The following is a 12,970-nucleotide window of genomic DNA, read 5'->3' as shown; positions in this document are numbered from 1 at the left end:
TCTGAGTCCTATCTGAGACATTCATAGAAACATTTATATACATTGCTAAAGACATTCGCCAATATGGCACAAAACGAGAGTGCTGAGAATACGTCGAAAGACATATCCACGGGATCGGGACGGCGAGTCACCCGCCGAAACTGGTTACGGCTCGCGGGCGCGACCAGTATTTCCGCACTCGCTGGCTGTGGCGGTGACGACACTACGACCGAGGGAGACAGTGGGGGTGACTCCGATGGCATGACTTCTACCGGCACGACGACGGGAGCGGTTCAGGACGTCACCACCATCGAGTACTGGCGGTGGCCACACTCGACCGATCCATCGAACGAGGGCGAAGACAGGATCGTAGAAGAGTTCAACAGTGGTCCGGGTGCAGACATGGGGATCGAGGTACAGCAGGTGACAAATCCCTTCGGCGACCACCGGACAAAGGTAAAGACGGCCATCGGGAGCAACAATGCCCCAGATGTCGCCTGGACGTTCACCAACCAATACTACGATACGGCAGGCAAAGACCGAAGCACGATCGAAGAAGAAGCCCCGTACGTGTACATCGAGGATTATGTCAGTGACGAGTGGCTCGGCGACTTCTACGAGAAGGACCTGGCTACCCAACGAGCGAAATATGGCGGTGTCGTCGGCGCGCCCTTCATCTCCGGGCTCGAACCGGGGTTGCTTTACGTGAACGTCGACGCGTGGGAGGCCGCCGGGCTGGGTGAGCTCCCATCTGACACCTGGAGCTGGCAGGAGTATCTCGATGCTGTCGAAGCGATCGATGGGACGACTGTCAATGGGACGACCGTCAACGGGACCGGGCTCGGCCTCAAAGACGCCCATACGACCGAGTGGGTGAACTATCTCGGGGGGCCGGATCGAACCGCCGGGGAACTCGTCGGGAACGCCTTCCAGCGTCAGGACGACAGTTACGTCCTCACGGCAGCGTCTACCCCTGATCTCGAAGCCTGGAACACCTTCTGGGGGACGCCCATCGAGGAAGGCTGGACGATCAATCCGATGGCGTACGACTTCCTGGAGACCCAGGAACCGTTCGCGGCCGGACAGATTGGGATCTTATCGCACACCACGTATTCGAGGGTACAGTTCGGCCAAGATGCAGAGATCGACTGGGAGATCATCCCGTACCCGACCAAGGGGGGCAACGACTACTTGATGTACGAGGCCGGACTCGGGAACCTCGTCATTTCGATGACGACGTTCAAGGAGGAAGTCGGGGCGAAGCCCGAGGCCGCCGCGGAGTTCATCAAGTTCCGCAACAACGCTCGGAACCAGTACAAGTGGTTCAACGTCTCCTCGCAGTCGGTTCCCAACCGGGGTGCTTACGAACTCATGGAATCGGAGGGCGTCTCTGACTTCGTAGAGCAGACAGGCGGGAAAGCACTGATGGATCGGATCGACGAGTCCTACCGGAACTACCAGGAACTCTATGACACCATCAAGAGCCGATGGCCCGACATCAAGACGACCGAGGCAGGTGCGCCCGTGCGGAACTCTCCGACGGGAATCGGGAGCGGTCGGGTCGGGCAGGCGATGGGCGGAGCGCTACAGCAACTCGCCCAAAGCAACAACCGGAACCCACAGCGGGCGCTCACCCAGGCAGAGACCGAATGGGCGAATGTGGTCAAAGAGGTCGAAGGCACCACAGTCGCCGAGGACAGTATCGGCTGGAACAAGCCAGAGCCGAAGGCTGGATCGAATTAAGGGTCCAGAATATTCGTCTCATCTTCCACCGTAACAAGTAATCATCCTGAAGGTAAACAGACCTCGATACATGGCATCCAAAACTGAGTCTGGATCAGTCTCACCCGACGCCGTGCAGTCTTTGAAGCGTCGGCTCAGCATAGAATCACTTTCCCTTCACCAGCAGGAGACCATCGAGGGATGGTTGTTCGCCCTTCCAAAGGTACTGGTCATCCTGTTCGTGATCGGATTTCCGATGGTATTCGGTGTCTACCTGAGCTTCACCGAATCCACGCTGTTAGCCCTTCCAGGGGAGTTCGTTGGAATTGAGAACTATGTTTGGTTGATGAATTACGGCACGTGGTGGATATCGCTGAAGAACGTTCTTATCATCGGTGCCGTAAAGATCCCGACGAACCTCTTTTTCGCATTCACGACGGCTCTCCTTCTCAGAGAGAAGTTGAGAGGGAGTGCACTCTATAGGGTTGCGTTCATCGTCCCGGTCGCCGGTCCCCCGATCATCTGGGGAATCGTTTGGCGACTCTTCCTCTTCCCTACTGAAGGTGGGATTGCCAACTCGCTTTTACTTAATCTCGGACTCATTGAGCAATACATCCCCTTCCTGTCGAGTACGACCTTCGCGCTCCCATCGGTCATCATGTCTCTTATCTGGGCATACGGTCTCTCGACGCTTATCTACTTAGCAGCCCTCTCTGGGCTTCCACCCTCGGTAATGGAGTCGGCTGCGATTGACGGCGCCAATAAATGGCAGAAGATCCGGTACGTTATCTGGCCGTTGATGAAGCCCACGACACTGTTCCTTGTGGTGATCCAGCTGATCATGGTGACCCGACTTGGCTTTGCGCAGGTATTCGTCATGACTGGCGGAGGCCCTCTTGACGCGACGATGGTTCCTTCTTATCTCGTGTACGAACTGGCCTTCTCGTTCAACGAGTTCGGCCGCGCGTCGGCGACGGCGATGGCCATGCTCGTCGTCACGGTGGTCATCGCATTGCTCCTCTACAAGCCGCTCCAGAGTAACGCGGAGTACTACCAATGACCTGGATACAAGAATTCATGCATATAAACACGATAAACCAAGAGGTGATCGACGATGAGCGATGATCACGAACTGCTCTTCGAACCACCAGGAACCCTCCGGGGGCGCATGGAGCGTTTCGCCGCACACGGCTATTTATTCGTCTTAGCGGCTTTTACCGCAGGCCCATACGTGGTGATGATGCTACTCTCACTCATGGGCAATGGATGGGCTCCGATTTTCCCGGTGAAACTCATCCCCGAGGCCTGGAGTTTCCAGAATTACATCAATGTCTGGACGGGTAACACTGCCCTACTCGATACCCCCTTCGCTATTTTCTTCATGAACTCGCTCATCTACGCTGGCGGGGCGACCCTGACTGTCCTGGTCATCGACACGCTGGCCGGCTACGCGTTCGCTCGCCTGAAATTCCGGGGACGCGACGCCACATTCCTCATCGTAGTGGGAACCCTGATGGTTTCTCCAGTCATCCTGTTCGTTCCTCTCTACACCTGGCTGAACCAGTTCGGCCTGACGAACACCAGGGTTGGTGTGATCCTGCCTCTCGTGTTCAACGGATTCGGTGTCTTCCTGATGCGCCAGTTCATCAAAACCCTTCCGTCCGACCTTGAGGACGCCGCGCTCATCGACGGCTGTTCGCGCTTTGGCGTGTTCTGGCGGATCGTCGTCCCGATGATGAAGCCGGCCCTCATGACTCTCGGGGTCGTGACGTTCATCGTTTCGTGGCGGACGTTCCTCTGGCCGCTCGTGTTGACCCGTGACCAGGCACTGTACAACATGCCGGTCGCGTTGGGCTTCTTCACCGGTCGGACGGGGACCCTCTGGGCACCATTGATGGCCGGAGCTGCTATCGCGTTGGTCCCGATGGTCATCATATTCTACGCATTGCAGGACTACTACGTGCGCGGGTTTACTGTCGGTGGCCTCAAAGGATAACTGTACTCTTCTGACGCACCCTCTCGGGGCGAACCGGTCCGGAAGCTCGGTCATTGACCGGAGAACCCCGTAGAGATCGAGTGACGATTCCACTGTATCGACACTCTCAAACTGAGGGGGATCGAGAGAACGAAACGAACAACGATGTCCGAAAAAACGGAAAGATATCGACAGGCGATCAATCGGATGGTCCGTGTGGTCGCCCGCAACTTCGTCGGGATCGTGATGTTCTCTCTCATCGTCTGGTTCACCGTTATTCCTCTTGTTGTGTCGCTCGCGGTGGGATCTGTATCGGGGATCCTCGGCGGTCTGTGGGCAACCTGTCTCTTGGTGGGTATCGCACTCGTCGGACTCTTTCGATATTCTACCACAGTCATCGACAGGGGCACCCAGATCGAGGTCCGTCCCAGTCTCGAGGCAGCGATCAGGTCTCCCCGCGTCGGGATGGGGCTCGGCGTAGTGACGTTCGGAGCGATCGTCGCTGCCGTCGTCTTGCCCAATCTGGCGCCGAGCACGTATCGGCCGTTTGTGGCCGGTTTCGCGAGGTTCCCGCTCGTGTTATGGTACCTCGTCGTCGGGCTGGCATCTCCCGAACTGGGGAACGGGAGCGCGCTTCGACCGGCCCTTCGAGCCGGGTTTCTCCGGTTCGTCACTGCTCCTCTTCGCGGGACGGCCTTCGCGCTCGTGTCGCTCCTCGTGGCTCTTGCAACCGGCCTGACGGTCGTCACGGTTTTCGTGTTCCTCCCCGGTGCGCTGGGCCTCATTGCGGCCCGGATTGCGACCGATATCGCGCAGGCCGGTGACTTGACCGTCGGAACTATCGTCGACGAGGACGTCTGATCCGTCCCATCTCTCAGGACTCGTCTTCCCCGTTCTCGATAGCTCGTCGGATTATCGCAGTGGCGACGAGCTGGACAAACCCCGGGAGGAGCAAGATTGGCGCGATGATTAGTGGAATGCTGAGGAGCGTCCATCCGATCGTCTGGACGAGGACCCACAGGCCAGCGATCGGGTGCTCGACGAGGACGATGCCACCCTGCCGGAATGACGCCTCGATCCCATCGGGACCGTCGGAAGCGCCCCATACTGTGAGGACGAACAACGCCAACACATACCAGGCCAAGAGAGCGTACACCCCGAACATGATGATACTCATTCCGAGGGCACCCCCGAGAGTATTCATCGAAAGCAGGAGGGCGAACAGCGAAACGAAGAATGTCCCAATTCCGATGGCCAACCCCATTACCCATCCCTCTCGGACACCCTCCCAGAAGTAGCTCGTCCCGATCGAGACCCTGCGTTCATACACGGTGGCGGTTATGCGCGCGCCACCGACGCTGACGAATCCGAGGAGCAAAGAGGTTGTCCAGAGCCCGACGATCGCTCCGAGCGTTCCGGCGACGAGTATACCAGTTACGAACGGGAGCAGCGATACACTCACGCCGACGCTGACTAGTAAAATGGCGAACGGGTTTCGGACGGAGAGTCGAACCGCTCGCACTACCGTATCGGCGTATTCCATATTCCGTCTTCTGTGTAAAGGGCCAAGGTTTTTCCGATCGGCGGACCCGACTGGTCAACCCTGGGTGACCGTCGAAGAACAGTCCTATCCTGGTCGCATCGAGAGAATTGATAAATTTCTTTTACGAATCAGGATGGTGTCCAGTTGCGGATTGAAGAGTGAGGCGTGACGTTTTCGCTGTGTTTATACCCGAAAACACACCCCTCGGCGGTAGTGCCGACCAGATCCATGTCGCGTTTCTGAAGCGCGAGGTGACACCGCGATCTCTGATGACGTTCAATATTCGACTATATCCGGCTGTATTATCTATCTCAGATAATGTTATAATTTTTGAAATATTTGGTGTCTAACGCGCTCGTTCGACTGTTCACAACTGGGTTCAGAAAGCCGGTCTAGCTCGACATTGGACACCGTCCGGATCACGTTGTGGTCGAGTAAACCGTGATCCGACTCGACGAGAAAAATACTGGTTGTCCGCTGCCGACGATCCCGAAACAACTGAATTGCTTCACATGAGGATTGAACCGACGATCAGCCCCGCTATCGCTCATACGTTTTCCAGGGATTGCGTGAGAAACACGACGTCGAGGACGTCCCAGAAATCTCTGATTTCTGGTGTGCAAACCAGACGCTTCGCGTCTCGTTACCCCGTGTTTCTCATCGATGGATCGCAGTCAATGAAAGGCGCCTGCAATCGACACGGCATCGATTTCAGCGTCGAACGCCACGGAAATCGGAACAGTGTCGAACGTATATTTTGTGAGATAAAACGTAGAACGTATTCGCTCTCAAACTATTCGAGTCGTACCACGGCAGAAACAGCCGACGACTGACTCAGATCGGTCGTGTTCGCGTGCAACCAGCGTATTTGAACACGACCCAAATATCTTCATTGAATCATATAGGAAGGCCCCTCACAACTAGTTCTAACTTCCTGACGACTAGTAGACAAATGTTGATGTCGATTGGATAGATAAGAATTCGATAATATCAATCGAAGGGTCAAGCCATCGTAAATTTCTGTGGTATAACGTGATCTGAAATATGATGAAAATATTTAAATAGTTTCCTGTATAGTAATACAAACGTAGATTTCATCATGACACTGGAAACCATCCTTTTGGCTATCGGGCCGAAAGATAGCGATCGTATCGACGAACTCGCAGAAGCAGTCCTGGAGATAGCCACACCGTCGAATGCAGAAGTCGTCATCGCACACGTGTTTACTCCGGAAGAATTCGAAAACACGGTTGATCGGCTAGATTTCGAGAATATATCGGAAGCAGACCCGGACGACGTCGCTCAGCGACACGGTGCGGTTCGGACACTCACCAATGCATTCGACGAAGCCGACGTTAAATACGGGATCCGCGGCCGAGTAGGGGATCACGCCACAGAGATCGTCGATCTCTCGACCGAGGTCGATGCCGACCGGATTGTCGTTGGCGGACGCAAGCGGTCACCGAGTGGCAAAGCAGTCTTCGGAAGCGTCGCTCAGGACATCATGCTTGAAGCACACTGTCCAGTGACGTTCGTCAAGGGCGAATAGACACCTTCGGTTTCATTTATATTTGTTCCTGTTCGACCGCAACTGATTTTCGAGCGGCTGGGATCAACCACTATCGAGTCTTGGAACCCATCAGTTTGACTATCGGTCCTCGGTAGCATCACAAACGTGGAACGATCTAAACGGTATCTGAATCGATCATTGACCCGGGTGTTCGACCGAGCTCACTCGTTATATAAATTCTCAATATAATATAGATGCCTGAGTGTTAAGGGACGGTGATGGTTTTCAACGACAGTTCACGGTGTGATAGGGGACTGACAGGATCCGATCTGGTCGACGAATTAGTTGAGGTCGCTTTCGACGAGAAACGCGCTCATCGTACCCGGTTCATACAACCATTTGCCGCTGTCTTTGATCAACTACGATTGGGTCTTCCACATTCATTGGCACATACGCACATATTCAATATTCATGAGTATATTCGTTAGTTGATCATATTCCATAAATCCAAGTGCTTGGCTTTCGGTTAATTCGTATGAAGATTGTCGATTACGAACTATACAACGTTCCGCCACGGTGGGTTTTTCTCAAGTTGATCACCGATGAAGGGATCGTTGGGTGGGGGGAACCAGTCACGGAGGGAAATAGCCGTGCGTCTTCGGCCGCAGTAGCAGACATTGTCGAGATGTACTTGATGGGGAAGGATCCGTTGGAGATCAATCGTCACTGGCAGGCGATGTACCGTGGAAAGCACTTCCGAGGGGGTGCGATATTGATGAGTGCGATCTCCGGTATCGATCAAGCCCTCTGGGACATCAAAGGGAAGCACTACGGGACACCTGTATACGAATTGATGGGTGGCGCCGTCAAAGATCAAGTCGAAACGTATCAATGGATTGGGGGTGACGAAGCGTCTGAGATCGCGGCTGCAGCAGCCCGAGCCAAGGAAAACGGCTACAATACGATAAAAATCGTCCCGATATCTCGGATGAAATATATAGAGGATCCTTCAGTTCTCGATGACGCTTCCGAGGCGCTGAAGATCACGAGAGAGCACGTCGGCGATGAGATCGACATTGCCGTCGATCTCAGGGGTCGCGTGTCTCAGTCGATGTTGAAACCGATCATGGAGAGACTGGATCGGTATGATCCGATGTTCTACGAGGATCCCCTTCGACCGGAGTATGTCGATCATCTATATAGATTGAAACAATACACCAGGACACCGTTTGCCTCGGGCGAACAACTGTACACGCGATGGCAATATCGAACGGTCCTCTCGGATCGATCGGTGGATCTCATTCAGCCGAACCCGTCACATTCGGGTGGACTGACTGAAACACATCGCATCTCCACGATGGCGGAAGCTTACGATATCGGCATCTTTCTTCATTGTCCACTCGGTCCTATTTCCTTTGCGAGTGGTCTTCAGGTCGCGACAGCCACACAGAACGTTCACATGCTATCCCAACACCTCGATATTCATGCTCCGACAAACAACGATCGCCTGGCGTACCTGGATGATCCCGGATGTTTCGAGTTCGATGATGGGTTCGTGACTGCGCCTGAAAAGCCGGGATTGGGAATCTCGATCGACGAAGAATACGTACAGGAACGGGCCGAAGAGGATGTAAACTGGCAAATGCCGCTGTGGTACCACGACGACGGAAGTCTCGCTGAGTGGTAGTCGATCCCTGTCATCGAGGGGTTTCGACCTCCCATTTTGACCTTCTGGGATGTCCGTCGGGACGAAGTTATCTGTCAGGACAATTTCGATAGCGATCCGCTCACTCGTCGATCGGCGTGAGGAGTCCGGGGCCGTCGTTCGTCGGGTTGTTGACGGCCTGCGAGACAGGATCGACCCGGAGTGCTTCGGGCGGTGTGGGTTCGAGTAGCGAAACTGCAGTCTCTCGATCGACGGACGGCCATTCCCGCTCTCGATCCGGTGGGAGGGTCACAGGCATCCGGTCGTGTGAACTCCCCCATAACGACTGCACATGCGGCCGCATACGGCTTGGCCGACCAAAAACAGTCCGTGGGTTCAAATCCCGGGCCGTCCAAGCAATCCCTGTCTGCATGACACATCCTCCCTCGTTCGAGATCCCGGCCCGCCCCAGCCGAACCTACGATCGGGCGGGTCGTCTCTCCTATGAGGGTACCGTTCTCTTCCGGCTCGAACCCACGGAAACGGACGGGCTGGATCTTCGGGAACTCCTCGATGACGTTCTGGAGGGCGGTCCCTATCGGCACGGTGATTTCCACGATCTTCCGATGGTCGTCTATCTGGTCCGTGACGAGGAAACGAGCGACGTTTTCCGGGTGTCGATTCGGGACGGGGCACTCCAGTTACACGTTCTCCCGGCGACGGAATCCGCCGGTTTACGTCGGTTCTTCGAACGACTCACCGACGTCAGCGACCGTGAATTGCACGTCGAACGGTGGATCGATGGGGCCGGCGATTCGGCGTGAGTGATACCTGCTATCCGCTTGGTCCTACACGCCGTCGACAGTCGCCCGGTACTCGCTGATCTCCGTCCGGGCGTCCTGGATGGTCGCCGCCGTCTCGTCGTCGACTTCCTCCTGGATTTCGTCGAGGGCGGTCTGGATGCGCGCGAGTCGGCCGTGGTCCGGGCCGCGGTCCGCCTCGGCCAGCTGGTCGAGCTGTCCCGCAAGATCCGCGAGTCGATCGGCGTTGGTGTCGGTGCTGTCGGCTGCCGTCGTGAGCGAGTCACTTGCCGACGCAAGCTCCGTTCGTGTCATGGTTCGAGGTGGCAGGGGAGTCTGGAAAGGTGTAACGCCAGTGGCAAAGACGGCACGGTATCTCCGACGATAGACGTACCCGTGTCCGAACGCGAGCAGATTCGGACTCACCGCCAGGAACCGACCAGTGGAACCGTCTCCCGGACCGCGAAGTCGAAGCGGTCGGTCGCCAGCAGGCCGGCGCCCAACAGGCCGGCGATGGCAACTGCCAGCCAGTTGCCGAACCAGGCGTTGATCGCTCCCCAGAGGATCACGAAGCTCACCAGGTCATCGAGCATGAACGCCGTCCGCTCCAGTCGGTCGAGCAATCCGACCCGGCGAAAGCCCAGGTCGAAAGCGAGGACTGCGACGCTCGCGCTCAGCACCCACCCGAGGTAGTTCGACAGTGGAACGCCGTAGAAGTGGATTGCGGTCGCACTTGCCCAAGGGCTGTCACCCGCGAGCGGGGGTGCGTACTCCCAGAATCCCAGTGCCACAGCGCCCGGATCCAGTACGAGGTCCATCGCGAGGACCGTCGCAATGACTGCCGGCAGTCGAATTCGGGTCAGCGCGGCACGGTCGCCGAGTGAGAGCAGACAGAGCAGATACGCGTTCAGGACTAAGGGGAAGAAGAAGATCGGCAGCGCCACGGGCACAGTATCCAGCAACATCGGTCCGAGGTCGATCACGTACTCGAAGTTGCCGTACGGAAGCCCAGTCAGCACGCCCACGAATTCGATCCCGTAGGTGTAGAGTGTCAGCCCGGCGATCGCGATGGCGGCCCGACGATCGATCAGCGGCGCGACCCCGGCGATCAGCGGCAGGCGCATCACGGCCGTTCCAAAGAGTACCAGATAGGGGTTGAATTCGAGAAACGGTGGGAACCAGCCCTCGGCGCTGGCGACGAGCATGACGGCACCTATCGCGGGGAAGACCACTGCGATGGTGAAGCGGTTCTCGGCCACGAGAGCGTCGAGTCGTCTCTCCAGTGCGCGGCGGTCGAACTCAACCACCGTACATCAGCCTCCAGAGATAGCCCATCGTGAGTGCCATCCCGACGACTGTATTGATCGCTGGAAACCACCAGTAAGCGCGCTCGACCGCGACGCCCGAGAGACCGATTCCGGCCTGCACGAGCGGGTACACTGCGAGGACTGCGCCCAAAAGCGGGTGGACCAGGGCGAAGGCCCCGGCGGCCAGCGCCCAGAGACTCCCGCAGTAGACGTAGGTCCGACGCCGACCGAGGACGGTCGCAGTGGTCCTGATGCCGGCCCGGCGGTCGGGTTCGATGTCGGGGATCGCCGAGAAAGTGTGCATCGCCATCGTCCAGAGCCACCCGCCGACGATCGCCGGTGTCGGCGGGAGGTCACCCGCGACCGCGGTGAACGCGAGGACGCCCGGCAGGACGTACAGTCCGTTCGACAGCGAGTCGAGGGCGGGCGTGGTTTTGAATCGAAGCGGCGGGGCGCTGTACTCGACGGCGAGGACGAGGAATGCCGCGAGCGTGAACTTGCCCGCGGATCCGACGACGAGGGCGAACGGGAGCGCGAGTAGTCCAGAGAGAATCACTGCGAAGACGATCCAGCGGTCGCCGGTGAAACGGACCTCCGGTCCCTCGTCTTTCTTCGGATTCTCGGCGTCGACGTCGGCGTCGAAGACGTCGTTGACACCGTAGAGGAAGACGTTCGCGGGGACCAGGAAGTACGCAAACAGCGCGACTGATAGCGGGGTGAGCAACTCGGACGTCGAGTCGGCAGCGTAGACGACGCCCACGACGACAGGCCCGGCAAGGTACAGCCAGAAGCGTGGGCGAGAGAGGACCAGCAAGTGCGTGAGGCGGTCGATCGGCCCCGTTCCCGAGGATTCAGCCGCCGTCATCGAGCGTTTTCGAGTACCGCTTTCGCCGCGTGTTCGCCGCTGATCAGCGTCATCGGGACGCCGACGCCGGGCGTGGTGTCGCCGCCAGTGAAGTACAGATCCTCGACCGCAGCGGACTCGATTGGCGGCCGGAACATCGCCGTCTGGCGGAGGGTGTGTGCCAGGCCCATCGCCGTGCCGTTGCGGGCGTTGTACCGTTCGGCGAAGTCCGAGACGCAAAAGCTCTCCTCGACGACGATCCGGTCTTCGAGGTCGATACCCGTCTGCTCGGCGATGTCGCCGATCACGTCGTCACGGTAGCGTTCGCGGATCGACTCGTCGTCGGGTAGACCGGGTGCGATCGGCACCAGCGCAAAGAGGTTACTGTGGCCCTCGGGCGCGACGTCGTCGTCGGTCTTCGAGGGGACACAGAGGTAATAGGAGGGATCGTCGGGCCATGCCGGATCGTCGAAGATCGCCTCGAAGTGATCGTCCCAGTCGGTCGGGAGGACGAGCGTGTGGTGAGCCAGTTCCGGAAGGTCACCTTCGACACCCAGGTATAACAGGAACGCCGAGGGTGCGTCAGTCCGGCTCTCCCAGTACGCTTCGTCGTACTGGCGTTCGTGTCCGGGCATGAGATCCTGCTCCGCGTGGGCATAGTCGGTGTTTGCGACCACGACATCGGGGCGGCGTTGTTCGCCGTCGACCCTCTCGACGAGGAACCCGTCCTTGCGACGCGTGATCTCTGTGACCTCTGTGTCGGTCTCGATCGTCACGCCCAGTTCCCCGGCGAGATCGACGATCGCGTTCACGACCGCCCCGATCCCACCGGGGCCGCCATCGACTGGCTGGGGATAGTAGACGCCGAGATTGAAGTCGACGTGGCTCATCATGTTGTAGATTGCGGGCGTGTTCTTCGGCGAGCCGCCGAGGAACACGAGGGTATACTGGACGATCTGCTGGAGTTTCGGGTGTTCGAAGTAGTCCTCGACGTGGCCCTGCATCGATCCCAGGAGTTTCAGGCCGACGGGTGTGGCCCGGAGGAGTGCGGGGTCGATCCAGTCGCGCCAGGTGGGGCGATACTCGTAGACGAAATCCTCCATCGCGGTTTCGTAGTGGCGCTGGCTCGTCGCGAGGTACTCCTCGAAAGCCTCGCCTGCGCCCTCCTCGTAGGACTCGAAGAGTTCGCGGTTCTCGTTGCGATTCGCGCTGATATCCACCTCGTCCCCATCCTTGAAGTAGATCTTGTAGTGGGGAGCCAACCGTTCGAGTTCGTAGTACTCCTCGGGTTCCCGGTCGAAGTGAGAGAAGAAGCGTTCGAACACCTCGGGCATCAGATACCACGACGGCCCCATGTCGAAGACGAACCCGTCGCGTTCGCGGCGACTGGCCCGGCCGCCGACCTGTTCGTTCTTCTCGAGGATCGTGACGTCCGCGCCGGCCTCGGCGAGGTGGCAGGCGGCCGAGAGTCCGCCGAATCCCCCGCCGACGATCGTTACGTCCGCGTTCGTCGAATCAGTCATCGGATCCAACCAACGACCGGCAGCCGCTTAAATGTCGGCACGGGGAATGATCGGCGATAACACCTTTCCCCGACAGGGTCGCACTGCCGACAATGGGTACGACAGACCGGTTCCGGCCACTG

Annotated in this window: 13 protein-coding genes and 1 pseudogene; 8 read left to right on the top strand and 6 right to left on the bottom strand. The window is 57.9% G+C overall.

Annotated features, from left to right (window positions below):
* Positions 1-63: 63 nt before the first annotated feature.
* The 4 genes from E3374_RS08135 (at position 64) to E3374_RS08120 (ending at position 4,537) form a co-directional block, all read left to right on the top strand.
* The gene (locus E3374_RS08135; RefSeq protein WP_136688575.1) at positions 64-1,722 is read left to right on the top strand and encodes an ABC transporter substrate-binding protein; all 1,659 of its coding nucleotides are present in this window, start codon (positions 64-66) and stop codon (positions 1,720-1,722) included.
* Positions 1,723-1,792: 70 nt separating this feature from the next.
* Positions 1,793-2,761, top strand: coding sequence for a carbohydrate ABC transporter permease (locus tag E3374_RS08130; RefSeq protein ID WP_136688574.1), 969 nt, complete (start codon positions 1,793-1,795; stop codon positions 2,759-2,761).
* A 54-nt stretch (positions 2,762-2,815) separates the two neighbouring features.
* On the top strand, positions 2,816-3,697 hold the full coding sequence (locus tag E3374_RS08125; protein ID WP_136688573.1) for a carbohydrate ABC transporter permease: 882 nt from the start codon (positions 2,816-2,818) through the stop codon (positions 3,695-3,697).
* A gap of 144 nt (positions 3,698-3,841) precedes the next feature.
* Positions 3,842-4,537, top strand: coding sequence for a hypothetical protein (locus tag E3374_RS08120; RefSeq protein WP_136688572.1), 696 nt, complete (start codon positions 3,842-3,844; stop codon positions 4,535-4,537).
* Positions 4,538-4,550: 13 nt separating this feature from the next.
* On the opposite strand, the gene E3374_RS08115 is transcribed toward E3374_RS08120, so the two are convergent.
* Positions 4,551-5,219, bottom strand: a complete 669-nt coding sequence (locus E3374_RS08115) for a hypothetical protein (RefSeq protein WP_136688571.1) — start codon at positions 5,217-5,219, stop codon at positions 4,551-4,553.
* Positions 5,220-5,404: 185 nt separating this feature from the next.
* Between E3374_RS08115 and E3374_RS08110 the strand changes: the two are divergent.
* From E3374_RS08110 to dgoD, 3 genes and pseudogenes are all read left to right on the top strand, one after another.
* Positions 5,405-6,052, top strand: a pseudogene (locus tag E3374_RS08110) (IS6 family transposase).
* A 266-nt stretch (positions 6,053-6,318) separates the two neighbouring features.
* Positions 6,319-6,768 carry a universal stress protein gene (locus E3374_RS08105; RefSeq protein WP_136688570.1) on the top strand — a complete coding sequence of 150 codons (450 nt, stop codon included), beginning with the start codon at positions 6,319-6,321 and terminating at the stop codon, positions 6,766-6,768.
* 496 nt (positions 6,769-7,264) lie between these two features.
* Positions 7,265-8,416, top strand: coding sequence for a galactonate dehydratase (gene dgoD / locus E3374_RS08100; protein WP_136688569.1), 1,152 nt, complete (start codon positions 7,265-7,267; stop codon positions 8,414-8,416).
* A 100-nt stretch (positions 8,417-8,516) separates the two neighbouring features.
* Here the strand turns inward: dgoD and E3374_RS17590 are convergent, their stop codons facing one another.
* Positions 8,517-8,693: an SOS response-associated peptidase family protein gene (locus tag E3374_RS17590; protein WP_282568452.1), complete on the bottom strand. Its 177-nt coding sequence runs from the start codon at positions 8,691-8,693 to the stop codon at positions 8,517-8,519.
* Positions 8,694-8,805: 112 nt separating this feature from the next.
* On the opposite strand from E3374_RS17590, the gene E3374_RS08090 reads away from it, so the two are divergent.
* A complete protein-coding gene (locus E3374_RS08090) occupies positions 8,806-9,198 on the top strand; it encodes a hypothetical protein (RefSeq protein ID WP_136688567.1) in 393 nt (130 codons plus the stop codon).
* A gap of 24 nt (positions 9,199-9,222) precedes the next feature.
* On the opposite strand, the gene E3374_RS08085 is transcribed toward E3374_RS08090, so the two are convergent.
* The 4 genes from E3374_RS08085 to E3374_RS08070 form a co-directional block, all read right to left on the bottom strand.
* Positions 9,223-9,489: a DUF7553 family protein gene (locus E3374_RS08085; protein ID WP_136688566.1), complete on the bottom strand. Its 267-nt coding sequence runs from the start codon at positions 9,487-9,489 to the stop codon at positions 9,223-9,225.
* 107 nt (positions 9,490-9,596) lie between these two features.
* Complete coding sequence (gene cruF / locus E3374_RS08080) at positions 9,597-10,481, bottom strand: bisanhydrobacterioruberin hydratase (protein WP_136688565.1); 885 nt, start codon at positions 10,479-10,481, stop codon at positions 9,597-9,599.
* Positions 10,474-11,346, bottom strand: coding sequence for a prenyltransferase (locus E3374_RS08075; protein WP_136688564.1), 873 nt, complete (start codon positions 11,344-11,346; stop codon positions 10,474-10,476). Before E3374_RS08075 ends, cruF begins: the two co-directional genes overlap by 8 nt.
* Positions 11,343-12,848: a phytoene desaturase family protein gene (locus E3374_RS08070; protein WP_136688563.1), complete on the bottom strand. Its 1,506-nt coding sequence runs from the start codon at positions 12,846-12,848 to the stop codon at positions 11,343-11,345. Before E3374_RS08070 ends, E3374_RS08075 begins: the two co-directional genes overlap by 4 nt.
* Positions 12,849-12,970: the final 122 nt, after the last annotated feature.

It is taken from the genome of Halorhabdus amylolytica (genome assembly GCF_004944975.1).
Taxonomy (GTDB): Archaea; Halobacteriota; Halobacteria; order Halobacteriales; family Haloarculaceae; genus Halorhabdus; species Halorhabdus amylolytica.
The sequence above is the reverse complement of the archived record's forward strand: the minus strand, read 5'-3'. Positions and strand labels throughout refer to the sequence as shown.

Excerpts from the sequence above, each read along its gene's own strand:
- E3374_RS08130 (WP_136688574.1), top strand. The coding sequence starts at position 1,793 with ATGGCATCCAAAACTGAGTCTGGATCAGTCTCACCCGACGCCGTGCAG.
- E3374_RS08105 (WP_136688570.1), top strand. The coding sequence starts at position 6,319 with ATGACACTGGAAACCATCCTTTTGGCTATCGGGCCGAAAGATAGCGAT.
- dgoD (WP_136688569.1), top strand. The coding sequence starts at position 7,265 with ATGAAGATTGTCGATTACGAACTATACAACGTTCCGCCACGGTGGGTT.
- E3374_RS08120 (WP_136688572.1), top strand. The coding sequence starts at position 3,842 with ATGTCCGAAAAAACGGAAAGATATCGACAGGCGATCAATCGGATGGTC.
- E3374_RS08115 (WP_136688571.1), bottom strand. The coding sequence starts at position 5,219 with ATGGAATACGCCGATACGGTAGTGCGAGCGGTTCGACTCTCCGTCCGA.
- E3374_RS08075 (WP_136688564.1), bottom strand. The coding sequence starts at position 11,346 with ATGACGGCGGCTGAATCCTCGGGAACGGGGCCGATCGACCGCCTCACG.
- E3374_RS08135 (WP_136688575.1), top strand. The coding sequence starts at position 64 with ATGGCACAAAACGAGAGTGCTGAGAATACGTCGAAAGACATATCCACG.
- E3374_RS08090 (WP_136688567.1), top strand. The coding sequence starts at position 8,806 with ATGACACATCCTCCCTCGTTCGAGATCCCGGCCCGCCCCAGCCGAACC.
- E3374_RS08085 (WP_136688566.1), bottom strand. The coding sequence starts at position 9,489 with ATGACACGAACGGAGCTTGCGTCGGCAAGTGACTCGCTCACGACGGCA.
- E3374_RS08070 (WP_136688563.1), bottom strand. The coding sequence starts at position 12,848 with ATGACTGATTCGACGAACGCGGACGTAACGATCGTCGGCGGGGGATTC.
- E3374_RS17590 (WP_282568452.1), bottom strand. The coding sequence starts at position 8,693 with ATGCCTGTGACCCTCCCACCGGATCGAGAGCGGGAATGGCCGTCCGTC.
- E3374_RS08125 (WP_136688573.1), top strand. The coding sequence starts at position 2,816 with ATGAGCGATGATCACGAACTGCTCTTCGAACCACCAGGAACCCTCCGG.